Annotated in this window: 18 protein-coding genes; 14 read left to right on the top strand and 4 right to left on the bottom strand. The window is 59.8% G+C overall.

The window, feature by feature from the left end; genetic code table 11:
* Window positions 1–182 precede the first annotated feature (182 nt).
* On the top strand, window positions 183–1,607 hold the full coding sequence (gene tldD / locus ACP90_RS22995) for a metalloprotease TldD (RefSeq protein WP_062490265.1): 1,425 nt from the start codon (window positions 183–185) through the stop codon (window positions 1,605–1,607).
* Between the two features lie 21 nt (window positions 1,608–1,628).
* On the top strand, window positions 1,629–2,243 hold the full coding sequence (locus tag ACP90_RS22990; protein WP_062490263.1) for an HAD-IA family hydrolase: 615 nt from the start codon (window positions 1,629–1,631) through the stop codon (window positions 2,241–2,243).
* A gap of 36 nt (window positions 2,244–2,279) precedes the next feature.
* On the opposite strand, the gene ACP90_RS22985 is transcribed toward ACP90_RS22990, so the two are convergent.
* A complete protein-coding gene (locus ACP90_RS22985; RefSeq protein ID WP_062491905.1) occupies window positions 2,280–2,894 on the bottom strand; it encodes a hypothetical protein in 615 nt (204 codons plus the stop codon).
* Between the two features lie 300 nt (window positions 2,895–3,194).
* On the opposite strand from ACP90_RS22985, the gene ACP90_RS22980 reads away from it, so the two are divergent.
* The gene (locus ACP90_RS22980; protein ID WP_023002027.1) at window positions 3,195–4,988 is read left to right on the top strand and encodes a monovalent cation:proton antiporter-2 (CPA2) family protein; all 1,794 of its coding nucleotides are present in this window, start codon (window positions 3,195–3,197) and stop codon (window positions 4,986–4,988) included.
* 83 nt (window positions 4,989–5,071) lie between these two features.
* Here ACP90_RS22980 and ACP90_RS22975 read toward each other — a convergent pair whose 3' ends face one another.
* A complete protein-coding gene (locus ACP90_RS22975; RefSeq protein WP_208992238.1) occupies window positions 5,072–5,515 on the bottom strand; it encodes an invasion associated locus B family protein in 444 nt (147 codons plus the stop codon).
* 661 nt (window positions 5,516–6,176) lie between these two features.
* Between ACP90_RS22975 and coxB the strand changes: the two genes are divergently transcribed.
* The 8 genes from coxB (at window position 6,177) to ACP90_RS22935 (ending at window position 12,803) form a co-directional block, all read left to right on the top strand.
* A complete protein-coding gene (gene coxB / locus ACP90_RS22970) occupies window positions 6,177–7,079 on the top strand; it encodes a cytochrome c oxidase subunit II (protein WP_062491901.1) in 903 nt (300 codons plus the stop codon).
* A 77-nt stretch (window positions 7,080–7,156) separates the two neighbouring features.
* Window positions 7,157–8,752: a cytochrome c oxidase subunit I gene (gene ctaD, locus ACP90_RS22965; protein WP_062490261.1), complete on the top strand. Its 1,596-nt coding sequence runs from the start codon at window positions 7,157–7,159 to the stop codon at window positions 8,750–8,752.
* Window positions 8,753–8,899: 147 nt separating this feature from the next.
* Window positions 8,900–9,835, top strand: coding sequence for a heme o synthase (locus ACP90_RS22960; protein WP_062490260.1), 936 nt, complete (start codon window positions 8,900–8,902; stop codon window positions 9,833–9,835).
* 4 nt (window positions 9,836–9,839) lie between these two features.
* Complete coding sequence (locus ACP90_RS28560) at window positions 9,840–10,001, top strand: hypothetical protein (RefSeq protein ID WP_023002021.1); 162 nt, start codon at window positions 9,840–9,842, stop codon at window positions 9,999–10,001.
* A gap of 10 nt (window positions 10,002–10,011) precedes the next feature.
* A complete protein-coding gene (locus ACP90_RS22950; protein ID WP_023002020.1) occupies window positions 10,012–10,620 on the top strand; it encodes a cytochrome c oxidase assembly protein in 609 nt (202 codons plus the stop codon).
* Between the two features lie 45 nt (window positions 10,621–10,665).
* Entirely contained in the window at window positions 10,666–11,538 is an 873-nt protein-coding gene (locus tag ACP90_RS22945; protein ID WP_062490256.1) for a cytochrome c oxidase subunit 3, read from the top strand.
* Between the two features lie 80 nt (window positions 11,539–11,618).
* Window positions 11,619–12,014 (top strand): DUF983 domain-containing protein, encoded by a 396-nt coding sequence (locus tag ACP90_RS22940; protein ID WP_031269732.1) that lies wholly within the window; start codon window positions 11,619–11,621, stop codon window positions 12,012–12,014.
* 27 nt (window positions 12,015–12,041) lie between these two features.
* Window positions 12,042–12,803, top strand: a complete 762-nt coding sequence (locus tag ACP90_RS22935) for an SURF1 family protein (RefSeq protein WP_062490254.1) — start codon at window positions 12,042–12,044, stop codon at window positions 12,801–12,803.
* 261 nt (window positions 12,804–13,064) lie between these two features.
* On the opposite strand, the gene ACP90_RS22930 is transcribed toward ACP90_RS22935, so the two are convergent.
* The gene (locus tag ACP90_RS22930; RefSeq protein ID WP_055657820.1) at window positions 13,065–13,553 is read right to left on the bottom strand and encodes a peroxiredoxin; all 489 of its coding nucleotides are present in this window, start codon (window positions 13,551–13,553) and stop codon (window positions 13,065–13,067) included.
* Window positions 13,554–13,684: 131 nt separating this feature from the next.
* On the bottom strand, window positions 13,685–14,506 hold the full coding sequence (locus tag ACP90_RS22925) for a protein-disulfide reductase DsbD domain-containing protein (protein ID WP_062490253.1): 822 nt from the start codon (window positions 14,504–14,506) through the stop codon (window positions 13,685–13,687).
* A gap of 183 nt (window positions 14,507–14,689) precedes the next feature.
* On the opposite strand from ACP90_RS22925, the gene ACP90_RS22920 reads away from it, so the two are divergent.
* From ACP90_RS22920 to ACP90_RS22910, 3 genes are all read left to right on the top strand, one after another.
* Window positions 14,690–15,286 carry a YqgE/AlgH family protein gene (locus tag ACP90_RS22920; RefSeq protein ID WP_062490251.1) on the top strand — a complete coding sequence of 199 codons (597 nt, stop codon included), beginning with the start codon at window positions 14,690–14,692 and terminating at the stop codon, window positions 15,284–15,286.
* Between the two features lie 229 nt (window positions 15,287–15,515).
* On the top strand, window positions 15,516–16,922 hold the full coding sequence (gene thrC, locus ACP90_RS22915) for a threonine synthase (protein WP_062490249.1): 1,407 nt from the start codon (window positions 15,516–15,518) through the stop codon (window positions 16,920–16,922).
* A gap of 4 nt (window positions 16,923–16,926) precedes the next feature.
* Complete coding sequence (locus ACP90_RS22910) at window positions 16,927–18,216, top strand: pitrilysin family protein (protein WP_031269731.1); 1,290 nt, start codon at window positions 16,927–16,929, stop codon at window positions 18,214–18,216.
* Window positions 18,217–18,240: the final 24 nt, after the last annotated feature.

Raw genomic sequence — 18,240 nt, 5'->3', positions numbered from 1 at the left:
GCAGGGTAACCCGGCCCCGACTGCATTCCGGCGCGCGGTACCGTATGACTGGCAAGTGGAATTCTCCGCTTATGGGATGATTTGCGCGCCAAAACGCCTATGTTGAGAGAAACAACCAAATTGCCCGGTCTGGCAGTGCAACCTGCATTGGCAGACCTTCCGGGCGAAATCAGGACAGACAGATGACCCTTTCCACCACCGATCTTATCGAATCTTCAGGCCTGGGCCTCGAAACGGCAAGGCGGATCACTCAGGACGCACTTGATGGAGCGGATGATGGCGAGCTTTTTGTCGAGTACCGGCAAAGCGAAGGCCTTGTCTTCGACAACGGGCGCCTGAAAGGGGCCAACTACGACACCGCACAAGGTTTCGGCCTGAGAGCCGTTGCCGGTGAAGCTGCCGGTTACGCTCATGCCGGAGATATCTCCGAAGGTGCATTGAAACGGGCGGCCGATGCGGTCAGCGCCGTCAAGAAGGGGTATTCGGGTAGCTATGCGGCGGCACCTGCGCGCACCAACCAGACGCTTTACACCGATGCAAATCCGCTTGGCGGGCCGAGCTTCGAGGACAAGGTCAAGCTGCTGCAGGAAATCGATGCCTACGCGCGGGCAAAGGATCCACGCGTGCGGCAGGTGTCCGCGTCTCTGGCGGGGTCCTGGCAGGTGGTCGAGATCCTGCGTGCGGACGGTCATCTGGTGCGCGATGTGCGTCCGATGGTGCGGCTCAGCATTTCCGTCGTCGCCGGCAATGACGAACGCCAGGAAAGCGGCTCTTTCGGTTGCGGTGGTCGGGAAGGCTTCGAGCGTTTCATCACCACGGAAAACTGGCAGGGCGGTGTCGATGAGGCGCTGCGTCAGGCTCTGGTCAATCTGGAAGCGGTTCCGGCACCGGCCGGCACCTTCGATGTCGTGCTGGGGCCGGGCTGGCCGGGCATTCTTCTGCACGAAGCCGTCGGCCACGGACTGGAAGGCGACTTCAACCGCAAGAAAACGTCCGCGTTCGCCGGTCTCATGGGCCAGCGCGTCGCTTCGCCTGGCGTGACCATCGTTGACGACGGAACGATTGCCGATCGTCGGGGCTCGCTGACTGTGGACGACGAAGGCACGCCTTCCAGCCGGACGGTACTGATTGAGGACGGTATCCTGAAGGGCTACATGCAGGACCGCCAGAACGCGCGCCTGATGGGCATGGAGCCGACAGGTAATGGCCGCCGGCAGTCCTACGCCCACATCCCGATGCCGCGCATGACCAACACGGTAATGATGGCCGGTGACAAGGACCCGGACGAGATCCTGGCATCGGTCAAGGACGGCATTTACGCCGTGTCTTTCGGCGGTGGTCAGGTCGACATAACCTCCGGCAAATTCGTGTTCTCCTGCACCGAAGCCTACCGCGTGGAGAACGGCAAGGTTGGCGCGCCGCTGAAAGGCGCAATGCTGATCGGTAACGGACCGGACGCGCTGACCCGCGTTGCCATGATCGGGAACGACATGAAGCTCGATCCCGGCATGGGCACCTGCGGCAAGCAGGGGCAGGGCGTGCCTGTTGGTGTTGGCCAACCGTCCATGCGCATCAATGCCATGACCATAGGCGGGACGGCGGTCTGACAAAGCCGCCTGGAAGGACCTATGCCGGACATAAAATTCGTCATCTTCGATATGGATCTGGTGCTCTACGACTATGACCACCAGATCCGCTTGAAGCTGCTTGAAGAGCTGACAGGAAGGCCTGCCGCCGATATTGATCTCTCGGTCTGGGGCGGTCCTCATGAGAATGCAGCCGAGGCGGGAGATCCTGCAACGGCGGATGCCTATCTGGAGCAATTTGCAAGGCTGCTCGAGTTTCCGATCGATTTCGAAACCTGGGCGGATGTGCGCCGGCAGATGATGCGCCCGCGCCGGAATGTCTTGTCGCTTGTCCGCCGCCTGAAGACGACCGCAGACATTGCGCTGCTGACCAACAACGGCATGCTCTTGAAGGATGCCTTGCCCGTCTGCGCGCCGGAAACGGTCGAAATTTTCGGTGAGAAAGCCCATGTCTCGGCTGAGTTTGGAGCCCGCAAGCCTGATCCGCTGGTCTTTGAGCGCATCTGCGGCCGCTACGGCTACGGTCCCGAGGAAAGTGCGTTTGTCGATGACCGAGCGGAAAACATAGAAGGGGCGCAGAGCGTCGGGCTGAAGGGCCATCACTACAAGACTGTGGATGGCCTGGAAACGTTCCTGAGGGCTTGTCGGCTGATCTGATCCGGAACACAGGTTTGCGCGATCAGTGTGTTTCAGTCAGGGCTTTGGGTGAAAGTGCCTTTGAGGCAGCAGTTCTTCCGAACTGAAAGTCCCGTTTCCGGCTATCACCATGCCGCGTGCCACGCTCAGGTTCCTGGCAACGCCGCTTCCTTTCAGCAGACCGCCTCTCATGTCCGGATCATCTTCCTGAAAGGAGCCTCCGTCCGACAGCGTACAACTGTCGACCGTGATATTACCGAGGATCTGACTGCCGTCTCCCAGCATGCATCTGCCGAACAGGGCCGGGTTGTTGAGGAACCGGCCATGGCTGCCGATCCGGATTTCCGCGCCGGGTCTGTTGGCCTTGGCGGTAAATCCGCCTTCGCCGAACTGGTTCTTGCTACCGATCAGAATATTGCCGTTCGACGCTTCGAAATGGCTGCCGGAGTGCACAATGTTGTCGTCGCCCAGCCGGATCTCTGCTCCGGATGAGGTCTTCAGCGTGACGCCCGGATAAAAGATGTTGTTCCTGCCCGCCGATACGCCTGCGGAAACCAGTGTGGAAAAGGGATCCAGAACATGATTGCCGTCCAGGATTTCCATCATCTGAGACAGCGGCAGAAACCCGCAGGCAAGGCGTGCGGCATCGATTGAGGCAAACAGATCGGACATGCGGTGCAAGAGCTCCGTCTTGGAGTACAGGGATAGATAGCCAGCCTTTGGACTGGACGTTGCCTGCCAGACTTTTTCACCGGACATCTGCAACGCTACGCAGCAAATATCCAACGTGCAATCAGCTTGTGCGGTTCTCGGCGCGTGGGGCTGTCCTTTGATTGAAAATAAAGCACTTTTTTGCTGCAGTCGCTGGATTTGATTAAAGGATAGGGCGTATTCTCTGATATCGTTGAAGTGAGCCGAAGTCGCCTGAAACAAGAAGGCGACGTGTCGTGACCATGCGGTTAAGGAGAAGGAATGGCAGCAGAAGGAGCCCCTCCGTTTTTTGCCGAATCGATCGTGTTTCTGGCCGCGACGGTCGTCGCCGTTCCGATCGCGAAAAGGCTGGGGCTTGGATCGGTGGTCGGATATCTCGCTGCCGGAGCCGTTATAGGCCCGCACGGCCTAAAGCTTCTCGGCTCGGGCGAGGACGTGCTTCATGTCGCCGAACTTGGCGTCGTCCTGCTGCTGTTTGTCATTGGTCTGGAGCTGGACCCGCGAAAACTCTGGCGGATGAAGCGTGACATCTTCGGCCTTGGAACGGCCCAGGTGCTTCTGACCGGTGTGACCTTCTACGCCATAGGGCGGCTGTTCGGTTATTCCTTCACCACCTCTCTGGTTGCTGGCTTCGGCCTGGCGCTTTCTTCCACCGCGTTCGCGCTGCAGATCCTGCAGGAACGTGGACAACTTTCCTCAGCCTACGGCCAGCGGGCGTTCGGCATCCTGTTGCTTCAGGATATCGCCATCGTGCCACTGCTTGCGATGGTCGCCATTCTGGCGCCGGGGGAAGGCCCGTCCACCTATACCCAGATCGCGAGCGAGATCCTCATCGTTCTGGCGGCGGTGGCTGCCGTTATCCTGACTGGCCGATATCTGGTGTCGCCGATTTTTCTGCTGCTGGCGGCAAGCCGCGCGCGCGAGGTCATGCTGACAGCCGCTCTCCTCGTCGCTCTTGGCAGTGCCGGCATCATGCATGCGGTCGGCCTGTCGATGGCGCTCGGGGCGTTCCTGGCAGGTGTTCTGCTGGCCGAATCGAGTTTCCGCCATACGCTTGAAGCCGACATCGAGCCCTTCCGGTCTTTGCTCATGGGCCTGTTCTTTGTCGCCGTCGGCATGTCGCTTGATGTCTACCTGGTGATGACCCACTGGGAAATCCTCGCAATCGGCGTCATCTGTGTGATGGGCGTGAAGGGCATATTCCTTTGGGCTCTGTCACGGGGCACCGGCTCGCCGAATTCCGATGCATTGCGCATTGCCGTCACGCTGCCTCAAGGTGGTGAATTCGCCTTTGTCCTGTTCACCGCCGCTGTCGGCGAACGCCTGTTGAGCTATCAGGCCGTCAACCAGCTGAACGCGATTGTGGTCTTGACCATGTTGCTGACGCCGGTTGCCTGCCTCGGGCTGGACCGGCTGGCGGCCAGGGTCAAGGCACGGGGTGTTGAAAACCCGTCGATCGAAACATTCGAGGAGGCAACTCCGACCGTGCTGGTGATCGGCTTCGGCCGCTTCGGCATGGTGGTGGCCCAGTTCCTGACATCCGAGGGTCTTGAGATCACTGCCATCGACAACCGGCCCGATCGTATCGCCTACGCCCGCAAGCAGGGCTACAAGGTCTATTACGGCGATGCGACACGGGCAGACGTTTTGGCGGCGGCTGGGGCAGGCAAGGCAACATTGGTTGCCATGTGTATCGAGAACGACAAGGTGATGGGCAAGGCCATCGACCTTGTGCGCGAAGGCTTCCCCGAAGCGCTGATCTTCTGCCGGGCGACAGACCGCGCACATATGCTGGATCTCACCAAACGTGGCGTAGATTTCCAGATTCGTGAAACCTTCGAATCAAGCGTCGTCTTCGGCCGGGCGGCACTCGAGGCACTGGGAACTCCCCTCGACCGGATCGACCAGATCGAGGAAGACGTTCGCGACCGGGACGAGGAGCGGCTTGCCCAGCAACTGCGTGAGGGCATGTTTGCCGGCGCCGACAAGCTGCACAAGGTAACGCCGCGCCGGTCGATGGAGGCGAACGCTCCTGACGCACCAGCCGCGGAATAGGCGGCAAGGCTCATCACCAGGATTTCGGAAACAAAAAAAGGCGCCGAATGGGCGCCTTTCGTTTGGTTGCTTGCGTTTCCGTGTCAGGGCAGGGCGTCGAAGCCTGCGGAGAACCCGTTCAGCGAAATCGGGATGCCGATCCCTTCTTCCGGGGTCTGGAAGATGATGAAGGTCGCCTGAGAGCCGGCCTGCAATTTGCTCAGCAGATCTTCTTCGAGAATGACCTCGGCAATGCAGCCGTTCGGAAGACAGCGGACGAAACCGGCCCGGCCGATATCGGCGTTGTCGACCCTGAGGCCAAGACCAGACGGCAGCAACACGCCGAGCGGTGCGAGAACCCTGAGAATGCGGGCCTGCTTGTCGGCGGTTTTCAGAATGATCACGGAAAGCCCGACGTTTTCCCGGTCGGCCGCAGTGACGTTCTGGATCAGCGCGCACTGGTCACCGGTGGAACCGGGAGGCGTGTCGCAGCGCATTTGCCAGTCGCCGTGAGTCGAGCGGACCTCGCCTTGTGCCGCGGCGGGCATATTTCCGTAAGTCAACGAACTGAAGACGATCCCGGCAACGGCCGCGAGTTTGGAAAAAGACAGTCTGGAACGTCCATTAGGGCGGGCAGCCAGTGACTGCGGCAATTGGGTTGACAAGAAATCCTCCAGTCAATCGTTGTCCGGTTCGCTTTTGGTCGGCCTGCCAAAAGAGATGCGGCCTGCTTGGCGAATCAAGGTGTAATTCTAGGCCAGACATTGCCGCATGACGGCGCACGTTTCCAGTCCGGCAGTTCAGGAACCGAAGGAATAGCCGCAATTCTTGTCGAAAATTCGCATGTCCTTGACCCGTGTCAAATGACAGAGAGCTTCAGGTGGCTGTGAAAAGTTGGAAATTCCGTTGCAGCTCGGCGTTTCTTGTGGTTTTTGTGCGGCTCAAAGGTGTCGGTGGAATGATGCGGCACATCGCCGCTATGCCCGATGGTAGCCATCGCCCTTTATATGAGTTTGTGGTTATAGTCCGGTCAAACTCATGACCTTGTCCAACGCCAGGACGCAGCAGATTTGGCTTGCGCAGCGCCGCCAAGCCCGCTACTGCCGCACCGGATTGGACCGGATCTGAGTCCGGAAATTTAGCATTTTCCGCCATTTCAGGCGGATGAGGGAAGGGAGCGCGGACGTGAAGGCAGTCTTCAAGCGTCTCATGACTATGGCCGGTGCGGCGGCAACTTTTGCTGGAGTGTCGACAGCGGCCCTGGCAGCGGAATCCGGCATCAAGGAATGGCAGCTGGGCTTTCAGGCCTCTGTCACCGATGTGATGGACGACATTACCTGGTTCAACGGGTTCACCCTGGTGATCATTACCGTGATCACCCTGTTCGTGCTGGCGCTGCTGATCGTCTGCATGACCCGCTTCAGCGCGAAAAAGAACCCGGTTCCGTCCAGGACATCGCACAACACCATGATCGAAGTGGTCTGGACGGTTGCTCCGATCCTGATTCTGGTCGTGATCGCGATCCCGTCTTTCCGCCTGCTCTACAAGCAGCTGGACATTCCCGAATACGAGATGACCATCAAGGCGACCGGGTACCAGTGGTACTGGGGCTATGAGTACACCGATGAGAACATGGGTGAGCTCTCCTTCGACTCCATCATGGTCAAGGACGACGAGCGCCAGGCTGTTGCAGAAGCTCGCGGCGTGACGCTGAACGAAGTTCCGCGCCTTCTGTCCGTTGACTACGATCTCGTCATTCCGGTCGACACCACTGTTCGCGTCCAGGTGACCTCCGAAGATGTTATCCACGCCTTCGCGATGCCGTCCTTCGGCGTCAAGATCGACGCCATCCCGGGCCGTTTGAACGAAACCTGGTTCCACGCTCGCGAGGAAGGTGTCTACTACGGTCAGTGTTCCGAGCTTTGCGGCAAGGACCATGCCTTCATGCCGATCGCGATCCGGGTGGTTTCCAAGGATCAGTTCCAGACCTGGTCAACTGCCGCCCAGGACGATCTGGACACTGCCAACCAGCAGCTCCTGGCATCGATCGCCGATGCGAAGAAAGTGGCTGCTGCAGGCAAGCTGGAAGAGATCTCTGTCGCCGCGAAATAATGTGGCGGCGATCCTGTTTGGCGATGCGCGCGATGACATGCAGCGCCGCTGAGAAAGTCTGAAAGAGGGAGCCCAAAATGGCTGCGACCGAAGCACATGCGGCACATGGCCATCCGACCGGATGGCGCCGCTGGGTCTATTCGACCAACCACAAGGACATCGGTATCATGTACCTGATGTTCGCTATCATGGCAGGTATCGTTGGCGGCGCGCTCAGCGTCGGCATGCGGATGGAACTTCAGGAGCCGGGGATGCAGATCTTCGGTGATCCGCACCTGTTCAACGTGTTCACCACCGCACATGGTCTGATCATGATCTTCTTCATGGTCATGCCGGCCATGATCGGCGGTTACGCCAACTACTTCGTGCCGATCATGATCGGTGCGCCGGACATGGCGTTCCCGCGGATGAACAACATCTCCTTCTGGCTGCTTCCGCCGGCCTTCCTGCTCCTGCTTCTCTCCCTCTTCGTTGAAGGTCCTCCGGGCTCCAACGGTGTCGGTGGCGGCTGGACCATCTATCCGCCGCTGTCCACGTCCGGTCAGCCCGGACCGGCGATGGATCTGGCGATCCTGGCCCTGCACATTGCTGGTGCTTCCTCGATCCTCGGTGCCATCAACTTCATCACGACCATCTTCAACATGCGTGCGCCGGGCATGACCCTGCACAAGATGCCGCTGTTTGCCTGGTCCGTGCTGATCACCGCGTTCCTGCTGCTGCTGTCCCTGCCGGTTCTGGCTGGTGCCATCACCATGCTTTTGACCGACCGTAACTTCGGCACCACGTTCTTCGCACCTGCCGGTGGCGGTGACCCGATCCTGTTCCAGCACCTGTTCTGGTTCTTCGGACACCCGGAAGTGTACATCCTGATCCTGCCGGGCTTCGGCATCATCAGCCACATCATTTCCACCTTCTCGCGCAAGCCGATCTTCGGTTACCTGGGCATGGCCTACGCCATGGTCGCCATCGGCGTCGTCGGCTTCATCGTGTGGGCGCACCACATGTACACCGTCGGCATGTCCTCCGAGACGCAGGCCTACTTCGTGGCCGCCACCATGGTGATCGCGGTTCCGACCGGCGTGAAGATCTTCTCGTGGATCGCGACCATGTGGGGTGGTTCCATCGAGTTCCGCACACCTATGGTCTGGGCAATCGGCTTCATCTTCCTGTTCACCGTCGGCGGTGTGACAGGTGTGCAGCTCGCCAACGCCGGTCTCGACCGTGCGTTCCACGACACTTACTTCGTGGTTGCTCACTTCCACTACGTGCTGTCTCTCGGCGCCGTGTTCGCCATCTTCGCGGCCTGGTACTACTGGTTCCCGAAAATGTTCGGCTACATGTACAACGAGACGATCGGCAAGGCCCATTTCTGGATCACCTTCGTGGGCGTGAACCTGGTGTTCTTCCCGCAGCACTTCCTGGGTCTGAACGGCATGCCGCGTCGCTATGTCGACTATCCGGATGCGTTTGCCGGCTGGAACTTCGTTTCCTCCATCGGCTCCTACATCTCGGCCTTCGCGGTTCTGGTGTTCCTCTTCGGCATCGTCGAAGCGTTCTCCAAGAAGCGCGTCGTCGGCAACAACCCGTGGGGCGAAGGCGCAACGACCCTGGAGTGGACCCTGTCTTCTCCTCCGCCGTTCCACCAGTTCGAGACCCTGCCGCGCATCAAGTAATTCGCGGAGGGAGGTTCGCCTCCCGGTCAAGATCAGCACCGCGCCGGTTGCCGGCGCGGTGCTCCCTTTCAAAAAACTGCCGGGCCATGTGCACCCGGACGCGATCCCCGGATCGCGATTGAAAACAAGAATTCAAAGGACGCGCCTATGTCGCTCGTTGAGCGCCAGGATACGATGAGCCAGGAAACCGCTGTCTGGGACGGCGGCATGGGATCGGTGAGCGACTATGTGGCGCTCCTGAAACCGCGTGTGATGTCTCTGGTCATCTTCACCGCTTTTGTCGGCCTGATGCTGGCACCGGGCTCCGTGCATCCAGTGCTGGGCATTGTCGCGATCCTGTGCATTGCCATCGGAGCGGGCGCTTCCGGCGCGCTCAACATGTGGTACGACGCCGACATCGACGAAGTCATGACGCGCACCCGCAAACGGCCGATCCCGGCCGGCAAGGTCACGCGTGAGGAAGCGCTTGCCTTCGGTGTGACGCTGTCCATCGGTTCGGTTGTGCTGCTCGGCCTTCTGGTCAACTGGTTTGCCGGTGCGTTCCTGGCCTTCACCATCTTCTTTTACGTGATCGTCTATACGATGTGGCTGAAGCGCTCGACGCCGCAGAACATCGTTATCGGCGGCGCAGCCGGGGCGTTTCCTCCGATGATCGGCTGGGCAGCCGTTACCGGAAGTGTAAGCCTGGAAAGCTTCGTGCTCTTCCTGATCATCTTCATGTGGACACCGCCGCACTTCTGGGCGCTGGCACTGGTCAAGAACGGCGACTATCAGGCCGCCAAGATACCGATGCTGCCAGTTGTCGCCGGCGAGACCGTGACACGGCATCATATTCTTGCCTACGCCATCCTGCTCGCACCTATCGGTGTCGCGCCTTATCTGCTTGGCTTTGCAAGCCCCGTCTACGGCATCGCATCCGCTCTTCTGAGTGCCATCTTCGTCGGCCTTTCCTTTGACGTCTGGCGCAAGCGCGAGGGCGATCCGGCGAAGGCTGCGTGCTGGCGTCTGTTCAAGTTTTCAATCTTTTACCTGTTCATGCTGTTTGCCCTGCTTCTGGGCGAGAGCCTGATTGCAGGAGCGTGACGTGATGGCCAAGGAAGAGCAGGGCATTGCGCTCACCGAAGAGCAGAAGAAGAAGCGCCGGTCGCGGTCGATTGCAATCGCCTGCGTGCTCGGCGGCCTCGTCGTGCTGTTCTATGTCGTGACCATCGTCAAACTGGGCCCCGGTATCCTGGACCGGGCGCTTTGAGGGAGATCGTGTGAGCAACGGACAAGACACTTCAAATCTGTCACGCAGCAACCGCAAGGTCGCGGTGGTTTGCGCTGGCGTGTTCATGTTCATGGTTGGGGCGGCCTATGCCGCCGTGCCGCTCTACAATCTTTTCTGCCGTGTCACCGGGTTTGGTGGCACCACGCAGGTTGCCACGGCTGAAAGCGACGTGATCATCGACCGCAAGATCACCGTGCGCTTCGACGGCAACGTCAATCACGAGCTGCCCTGGAAATTCAAACCGGTGCAGCGTTCGGTCACGCTCCAGATGGGCGAAACCGCTCAACTGGAATATGTGGCAACCAACACGGGTTCCGGCAGGACCGTCGGCACGTCGACTTTCAACGTGTCGCCGCCGACGGCCGGAGCCTATTTCAACAAGCTGCAATGCTTCTGCTTTACCGAGCAGGCGCTGGAAAGCGGCGAGACTGTTCAGATGCCGGTCGTTTTCTTCGTCGACCCGGAAATGGACAAGGATCCTGAGCTGAAACACGTGAAGGAAATCACTTTGTCCTACACCTTCTTCCCGGTAGAAGAACCGGAACGTCCTGTTGCAGCAAAGGCCGAGAAGGCCGCAGCTGAAACAAAATTCGAGTGATTGGCGCATCCGCGCTTGAAATGACTGTCTTTGGGGAGCTTGCCGATGGCTGAGGCACATACCAAAAACCACGATTACCACTTGGTCGACCCGAGTCCGTGGCCGTTCATCGCATCCGTCGGTGCATTCGTCATGGCACTGGGTGCCATCGGCTTCATGAAATATGCACAGGGCACGGAGTTCGTGCTGCTTGGCCTGGATCTCACCGGCTGGGGCCTGTTCGCTATCGGGCTGCTAATCGTCCTTTATGTGATGTTCGGCTGGTGGCGCGACACCGTTCGCGAATCCGCTCAGGGTCACCACACCCGGGTGGTCTCGCTGCATCTTCGCTACGGCATGCTGCTGTTCATCGCTTCTGAAGTGATGTTCTTCGTTGCATGGTTCTGGGCCTACTTCGATGCATCGCTGTTCACCAGCGAAGCCATCCAGTATGCCCGTGTCGAGGCAACTGGCGGTCACTGGCCGCCTGCCGGCATCGAAACATTCGATCCCTGGCACCTGCCGCTGCTCAACACCCTGATCCTGCTGTGCTCCGGCACCACGGTCACCTGGGCACACCATGCGCTGCTGCATAATGACCGCGATGGCCTGAAGTGGGGCCTGACCCTTACGGTTCTGCTGGGTGTTCTCTTCACCGTCTGCCAGGTCTACGAATACATGCACGCTGCGTTCGATTTCGGCGGCAACATCTACGGCGCGACCTTCTTCATGGCGACCGGTTTCCACGGTTTCCACGTTATCGTCGGCACCATCTTCCTGGCCGTCTGCCTGTTCCGGGCACTGGCTGGTCAGTTCACCGTCGAGAAGCACTTCGGTTTCGAAGCTGCCGCATGGTACTGGCACTTCGTTGACGTCGTCTGGCTGTTCCTGTTCGTCTCCATCTACATTTGGGGCGCAGGCACACCGGCCGCTCACTAGGATCGCGCCAAACCGGCACGAGCAACGCCCGATCCGGCCACCGGATCGGGCGTTTTCATTTCAGCTGAGGCTTGAGGCACATCATGGAAGACAAGGCGCATTTTCCACCGGTCAATCCGGTTTCCGCAGGCCTGTCGGGCAAGTGTCCGCGCTGCGGCCAGGGGAAGCTCTTCGACGGTTTCCTGAGCGTCAAGAAATCCTGCATGGCCTGCGGGCTCGACTACTCTTTCGCCGACAGTGGTGACGGCCCGGCGGTTTTCGTCATCATGATCGTCGGGTTTATCGTGGTCGGTCTGGTGCTCTTCGTCGAACTCTCCTACCAGCCGCCGATCTGGGTACACCTGGTCCTCTGGCTACCGCTGACGATCCTGCTGGCCGGCGGAGTGCTTCGACCGCTGAAAGGCCTCATGATTGCGCTTCAGTTCCGGCACAAGGCTGCCGAAGGTCAACTGGACACCGGCAAGGACGACAATTGACCGGGCAGGTCCCGGGAAGACAATCTCATGCGTAAACTCGTTATCCCGACACTCGCTGCCATCGTGGCTCTGGTGGTTCTGCTCAATCTCGGTTTCTGGCAGCTCGACCGCCTGGCCTGGAAAGAAAACCTCATCGAACAGGTGGAAGCCGGTGTTTCGACCCCGCCGGAAACAGCACCCGAACCTGGGGCCTGGGGCGACCTTGCCCCCTCTGACGACTATAGCCATGTCAGGCTCACCGGACGTTTCCTGGAAGGGGCGGTTTTCTATTACACCGCGCTGACTGATCCGATCGGGCCAGTAAGCGGGCCCGGGGTGATGGTTTATGCACCTTTCGAAACGGATCAGCAGTGGATCGTTCTGGTCAACCGCGGCTTCCTGCCACAAGGGCTCGACAAGGATTCGCGCGAAAAGGCAATCACGCCGCCTGATGGTGCCTGGGAGCTGACCGGACTTTTGCGGCTGAGTGAAAAACCGAACTGGACAACGCCGGAACCCGGTCGGGATGATCGTATCTGGTTCGCACGTGATACGGATGCCATGGCAGCAGAACTGGGCCTCGATCCCGCCAGGCTGGCTCCCTTCAGCATAGATCTCGACGCTTCCTTCACGCCGCCGTCCGGTCTGCCGCAGGCGGGGGAGACCATCGTTCATTTCAAGAACGACCACCTCGGCTATGCGCTGACCTGGTTCGGTCTGGCGGCAACGCTGATCGGTGTCTACCTCACTTACGCTGCAAGTATCCTTTGGCCGCGCAAACGGCAGGCGGGCGAAACGTCGACCAAGTAGGTGGTGCTGGTGGCCTCGTGACACGAAGGAACGTGGCCCCGGAGGGGCAGGAGAACCTAGGCTCTCGGTCGTCGTCGCGGCCAAGCGAAGCGCGAGCCGGGATCGGGGATCCACTGCTTCACTTTTGTCGGCAGGCAGGTTGAAAAGCCCTCGGCTCTCCGGTCACCGATCTCCGCGTCCGGGATGATCTGCTGAGAGGGGGCGATCAAAAAAGGGCCCCGCAGGGCCCTTCATCATTTCTCCTGCAAGCTTGCAAACAGCTTAGCCGAGTGCTTCCAGGATTGCGGCGGCACCGGACTTTACGGCTTCGCCCGGAGCGTCTTCAATAGCCAGGAAGGTGATCACGCCATCCTTGGCAATCAGCGCGAAACGCTGTGAGCGCAGGTGACCGAAGATCGGTGCCGGCCCGAGGCCGAGGCCTGCGGCTTCGACAAAGCCGGCAGCCGTGTCTGACAGGAACGTGATGCTGTCGCCGGCGCTGGAGGCTTTCTTCCAGGCGTCCATGACGAAGACATCGTTCACGGACAGGACAGCAATGGTGTCGACACCCTTGTTCTTCAGCGTTTCCGCATGCTCGATGAAGCCCGGCAGGTGGTTCATGTGGCAGGTCGGGGTGAAGGCACCCGGCACGCCGAACAGCACAACGGTCTTGCCGGATGTCAGCTCGCCGGTCGATATTTCGCCGGGGCCGTCCGCGGTCATGGTGTTGAATGTTGCCTCAGGAAGACGATCCCCAACAGAAAGTGTCATAGTGAATATCCCTTGATTGACCGGCTGCGGCGAAACGGCAGCCCCGCGACACAGATAGGGCTTTGTTGGCCGTCCGTCGAGGGAAGTTGAGGCAAAAGCGGTTCGATAGACAGACCGGCAGGAGGCAGTTTCTATTTCACCCAGGCCGGATCAATGGGAAACAGCTGCTCGACCGCCCGACCGCCCGCAGTCAGCACAAGGCGCAGATCGTCGTCGGTCTCAGTTGTTTTCATGCCTTTGAGTGGCAAGCGCCAGAGTGTCTTTTCACCACCTTGGCCGGCAGGTTTAGGCAGGCCGATATAGGAGCCTTCGGGAGCTGCTGCAAAAAGATCCGGCGTGGTGTCGTCAGGCGCCTGGACCTCGATCTCCACTGCATCGCCCGATGCCGACAGGGCTATCGCACTTATCTTCAGATCCGCGGACGGCTGCTTGGCAGGCACGGCCTCGAGGTCTCGTAGGATCAGTGTCTGGGCAAGGCTGTCGGTCTGGTCATCCGGGGTCAGATCAAGCGTCAGGGAGGCCTCTCCGGGAACGCAGATCTCGTTGCAGATACCAAAGAAAACGTCCAGGGAAAGCGTCACGGTTTGACCGGGATTTTCAGGTTCGACCCGCAGAGGCAGAACAATGCCATTGTGATAGACGATCGATTCAGAAAAGCCGTCGTCATAGCGCTCCGGCGCAGGATAGAGCACCTCGGTGGTCTTGATGTTTGCGCTTCCGGTCGTATCGATCTGGGGCGGAATTCCGGCTTCGCCAGGATAGCGCCAATAGGTGTGCCAGCCCGGTTCCAGAAGGAACTCCAAACCGGCTTCATAATGGCCGTCCTTCATGGGGCCCGAGGCGATCAGCCTGACGGCGCCTCCCTGAACTTCCGTCCAGCCGGTCATGGCGGCATGGGCGGGTGGAGCAAAAACAAAAATAGTGAGCGCAAGGGCAAGGACAGAGCGTTTCATGCCTTCTTTGCTACACGAGTTTCAGGCAAGCGTCATCGGCCAGACTGGGCAATCCAGGTCATATCCTTGTGACGCTGAAGTGAGCCGGTTGCCATTCGGCGAGCACAAACAGACATTAACAAAGCCCGGCAAAGGGGCTATGCTCCCCTTGGGCAGAGAGCGTCAACAGAAAACGAGGTACGCATGGCCGGATCCGCAGCAACAGATTCCCTTGAAGGTCAGTTTCTGATTGCGATGCCGGGCATGTCAGACAGCCGGTTCGAACATTCTGTGATTTACCTGTGCTCTCATTCGGACCAGGGCGCAATGGGCCTCGTGGTGAACCAGGTGGCCCGCCATCTGTCACTGGAAGAGCTTCTGATTCAACTCGATATCGTCAACGACGATGGTGCCATTCGCCTGCCGTCGAAAGTCCGCGACATGAGCGTCCACAAGGGTGGCCCGGTAGAGGTCGAACGCGGCTTCGTGCTGCATAGCGACGATTTCATGCTGAACCAGTCGACCCTTGCCATTGATAACGGCATCTGCCTGACGGCAACACTGGAGATCCTGCGGGCGCTTGCGCAAGGGACCGGCCCCAACCAGGCCATGCTGGCCCTCGGTTATGCGGGCTGGGCTCCGGGGCAGCTTGAAAACGAAATCCAGGCCAATGGGTGGCTGACGGCTCCGGCCGATCCGGAAATCCTGTTCGATCAGGCCTCCGACAAGAAATGGCATCGCGCGCTTGCCAGCATGGGTATCGACCCCGCCATGCTTTATGCCGATGCGGGGCACGCCTGACGGCGCTGACGTCACGGCCGGTTTCGCAAAACTTGTCTCTCCACGGTCATCATTTTAGCCAAAAGCGACTTGCGCTTGAATGTTATGGCGCGTAAGTCGCATCAATGGCATGGTTTGTTTCAAATCTGCCGGAATTCAAGTAGGCTGATCCTTCTCGCATCAGAGGTCTGGCAAACAGGCAGGGGACGCGGGCGTCCCGCGACAAACAAAGCAAGAGGAACGTTGCGCGGTGAAATACATCAGTACGCGTGGTGAAGCACCAGTTCTGGAATTTTCCGATGTCCTGCTACAGGGGCTCGCACGCGACGGCGGACTTTATTTACCCGAAACCTGGCCGCAATTTGATGCCGACACCATCGCGTCTTTCGCCGGTAAACCCTATCAGGATGTTGCCTTCGAGGTTATTTCGCCCTTCGTGGCCGGCGCCATTCCCGAAGACGATCTGAAGTCCATGATTGCAGAAGCCTATGACGGCTTCCGCCACCCGGCCGTGACGCCGCTTGTCCAGACCGGACCGAACACTTTCATCCTCGAACTCTTCCACGGCCCGACGCTGGCGTTCAAGGACGTCGCGATGCAGCTGCTTGGCCGAATGATGGACTATGTCCTGACCGAGCGCGGCTTGCGCGCGACCATTGTCGGCGCAACATCCGGAGACACAGGCGGTGCTGCGATCGAGGCCTTCCGCGGGCGCGAGCGCACCGATATCTTCATCCTGTTTCCCGACGGACGCGTTTCAAGCGTGCAGCGCCGCCAGATGACGACCCCGGCGGAAAAGAACGTTCATGCCCTGGCACTCGACGGCGACTTTGACGATTGCCAGGCCATCGTCAAGGGAATGTTCAACCATTTCTCCTTCCGCGACAGGGTTGCCCTTTCCGGCGTCAATTCGATCAACTGGGCGCGGATCCTGGCGCAGATCGTCTATTATTTCGTCGCAGGCGCTGCCCTTGGCGCGCCGCATCGCAAGATCTCCTTCACGGTGCCGACCGGCAACTTCGGTGATATTTTCGCCGGCTATGCCGCCATGCAGATGGGGCTTCCCGTCGAGAAGCTGGTGGTGGCGACCAATGTCAACGACATCCTGGCGCGGACACTCAAGACCGGGCGTTATGAAAAACGCGGCGTGACGCCGACCATTTCTCCGTCCATGGACATCCAGGTGTCCTCCAATTTCGAGCGACTTCTGGCGGAGGTCTGCGGACGCGATGGCGCGGCAGTCCGGCGCATGATGAACCAGTTGAGCCAGTCCGGCAGTTTCGAGATCGAGGAAGGTCCGCTCCGCGCCATGCGCGCGGTCTTCGGAGCAGGCCGCTGCAACGAGGATGAAACGGCATCGACCATTGCCGAACTGTGGAACGAGGCAGGCTATCTGCTGGACCCGCACACGGCAATCGGTGTCCATGTGGCGAAAGACCATGATAACGGTGAGACACCGATGGTGGTGTTGGGCACGGCGCATCCGGCCAAATTCCCGGATGCGGTGGAAAGGGCTTCAGGAAACCGGCCGGAGCTGCCGGAAAACCTGAAGGATATGATGACTGCGGAGGAGCGCCAGCAGGTTCTGGCGGCGGATCAGGGCGTGGTGCTGCGATACATCGAAGATCACGCCCGGGCCGTTACTGCTGGGGTGTGAGCATATGAAAGTACAAACAACAATCCTCGATAACGGGATGACGGTCGTCACCGACCAGATGCCTCATCTGAAAACGGCGGCTCTTGGCGTGTGGGTGCGAACCGGATCCCGCGCGGAGAATGTGCATCAGAACGGGATAACCCATCTTCTGGAGCATATGGCCTTCAAGGGCACCAAGACCCGCACGGCGCGTGGCATCGCAGAAGAGATCGAGGCCGTCGGTGGTGAGCTGAACGCTTCCACAAGCATCGAACACACCAATTACTACGCGCGTATCCTGGCTGAGGACACGCCGCTTGCGGTCGATATTCTCGCTGACATCCTGCAGAATTCCACATTCGATGCCCAGGAGCTGACGCGCGAACAACATGTGATCCTTCAGGAAATAGGCGCGGCAAACGACTCCCCCGACGATCAGGCTTTCGATCTGTTCCAGGAAACCGCCTGGCCGGACCAGGCCATCGGGCGGCCGATCCTCGGAACGCCAGAAACGGTGCAGGGGTTCAACCGCGACGCGCTCAACGCCTATCTCGCCGATCGCTACCGGGCACCCGACATGGTGCTGGCCGCTGCCGGCGCGGTTGATCATGAAGAGCTTGTCGCTCTTGCCCGCGAGAAGTTCGGTGGTTTCAACTCCGAGCCTGCAGCTCCTGAATCCGAAGCACGCTACCGCGGCGGGGAAACCCTTCGGCCGAAGGAACTGATGGAAGCACAGGTTCTGATCGGTTTCGAAGGCCGGCCCTACAAGTCCAAGGACTATTACGCCATCCAGATCCTGGCATCGGTCCTGGGCGGTGGCATGTCCTCGCGCCTGTTCCAGGAAATCCGCGAGAAGCACGGCCTTTGCTACGCCATCTACAGCTTCCACTGGGCGTTTTCCGATACCGGACTGTTCGGCCTGCATGCGGCCACCAGCCAGGAAGACCTGGCTGCGCTGATGCCGATGATCGTGGACGAACTGATCGCCGCCACCCAGACGATCACCGACGAGGAAGTCGCCCGCTCCAGGGCGCAGATCCGCGCGGGACTGATGATGGCGCTGGAAAGCCCGGCAGCCCGCGCCGGACAGATTGCCCGTCAGATCCTCGTGCACAACCGCGTGCTCGATCCGGACGAGATTTCCTCGAAGATCGAAGCGGTGACGGCTGCCGACATCCGCAGGGTCGCGCACGAGACTTTCGTGGGCACGGTGCCGACCCTGACTGCGATCGGGCCGGTTGACGGTATCATGACTGCGGACGAACTCGCAGGACGGCTTCAGCAAAGCCCGGTCCTGCGGGCCGCATCCATGTAAGTCGGACAGAACAAGGCGGAGAGT

The organism is Labrenzia sp. CP4, from assembly GCF_001579905.1.
GTDB classification, from domain to species: Bacteria; Pseudomonadota; Alphaproteobacteria; order Rhizobiales; family Stappiaceae; genus Roseibium; species Roseibium algicola.
The sequence above is the reverse complement of the archived record's forward strand: the minus strand, read 5'-3'. Positions and strand labels throughout refer to the sequence as shown.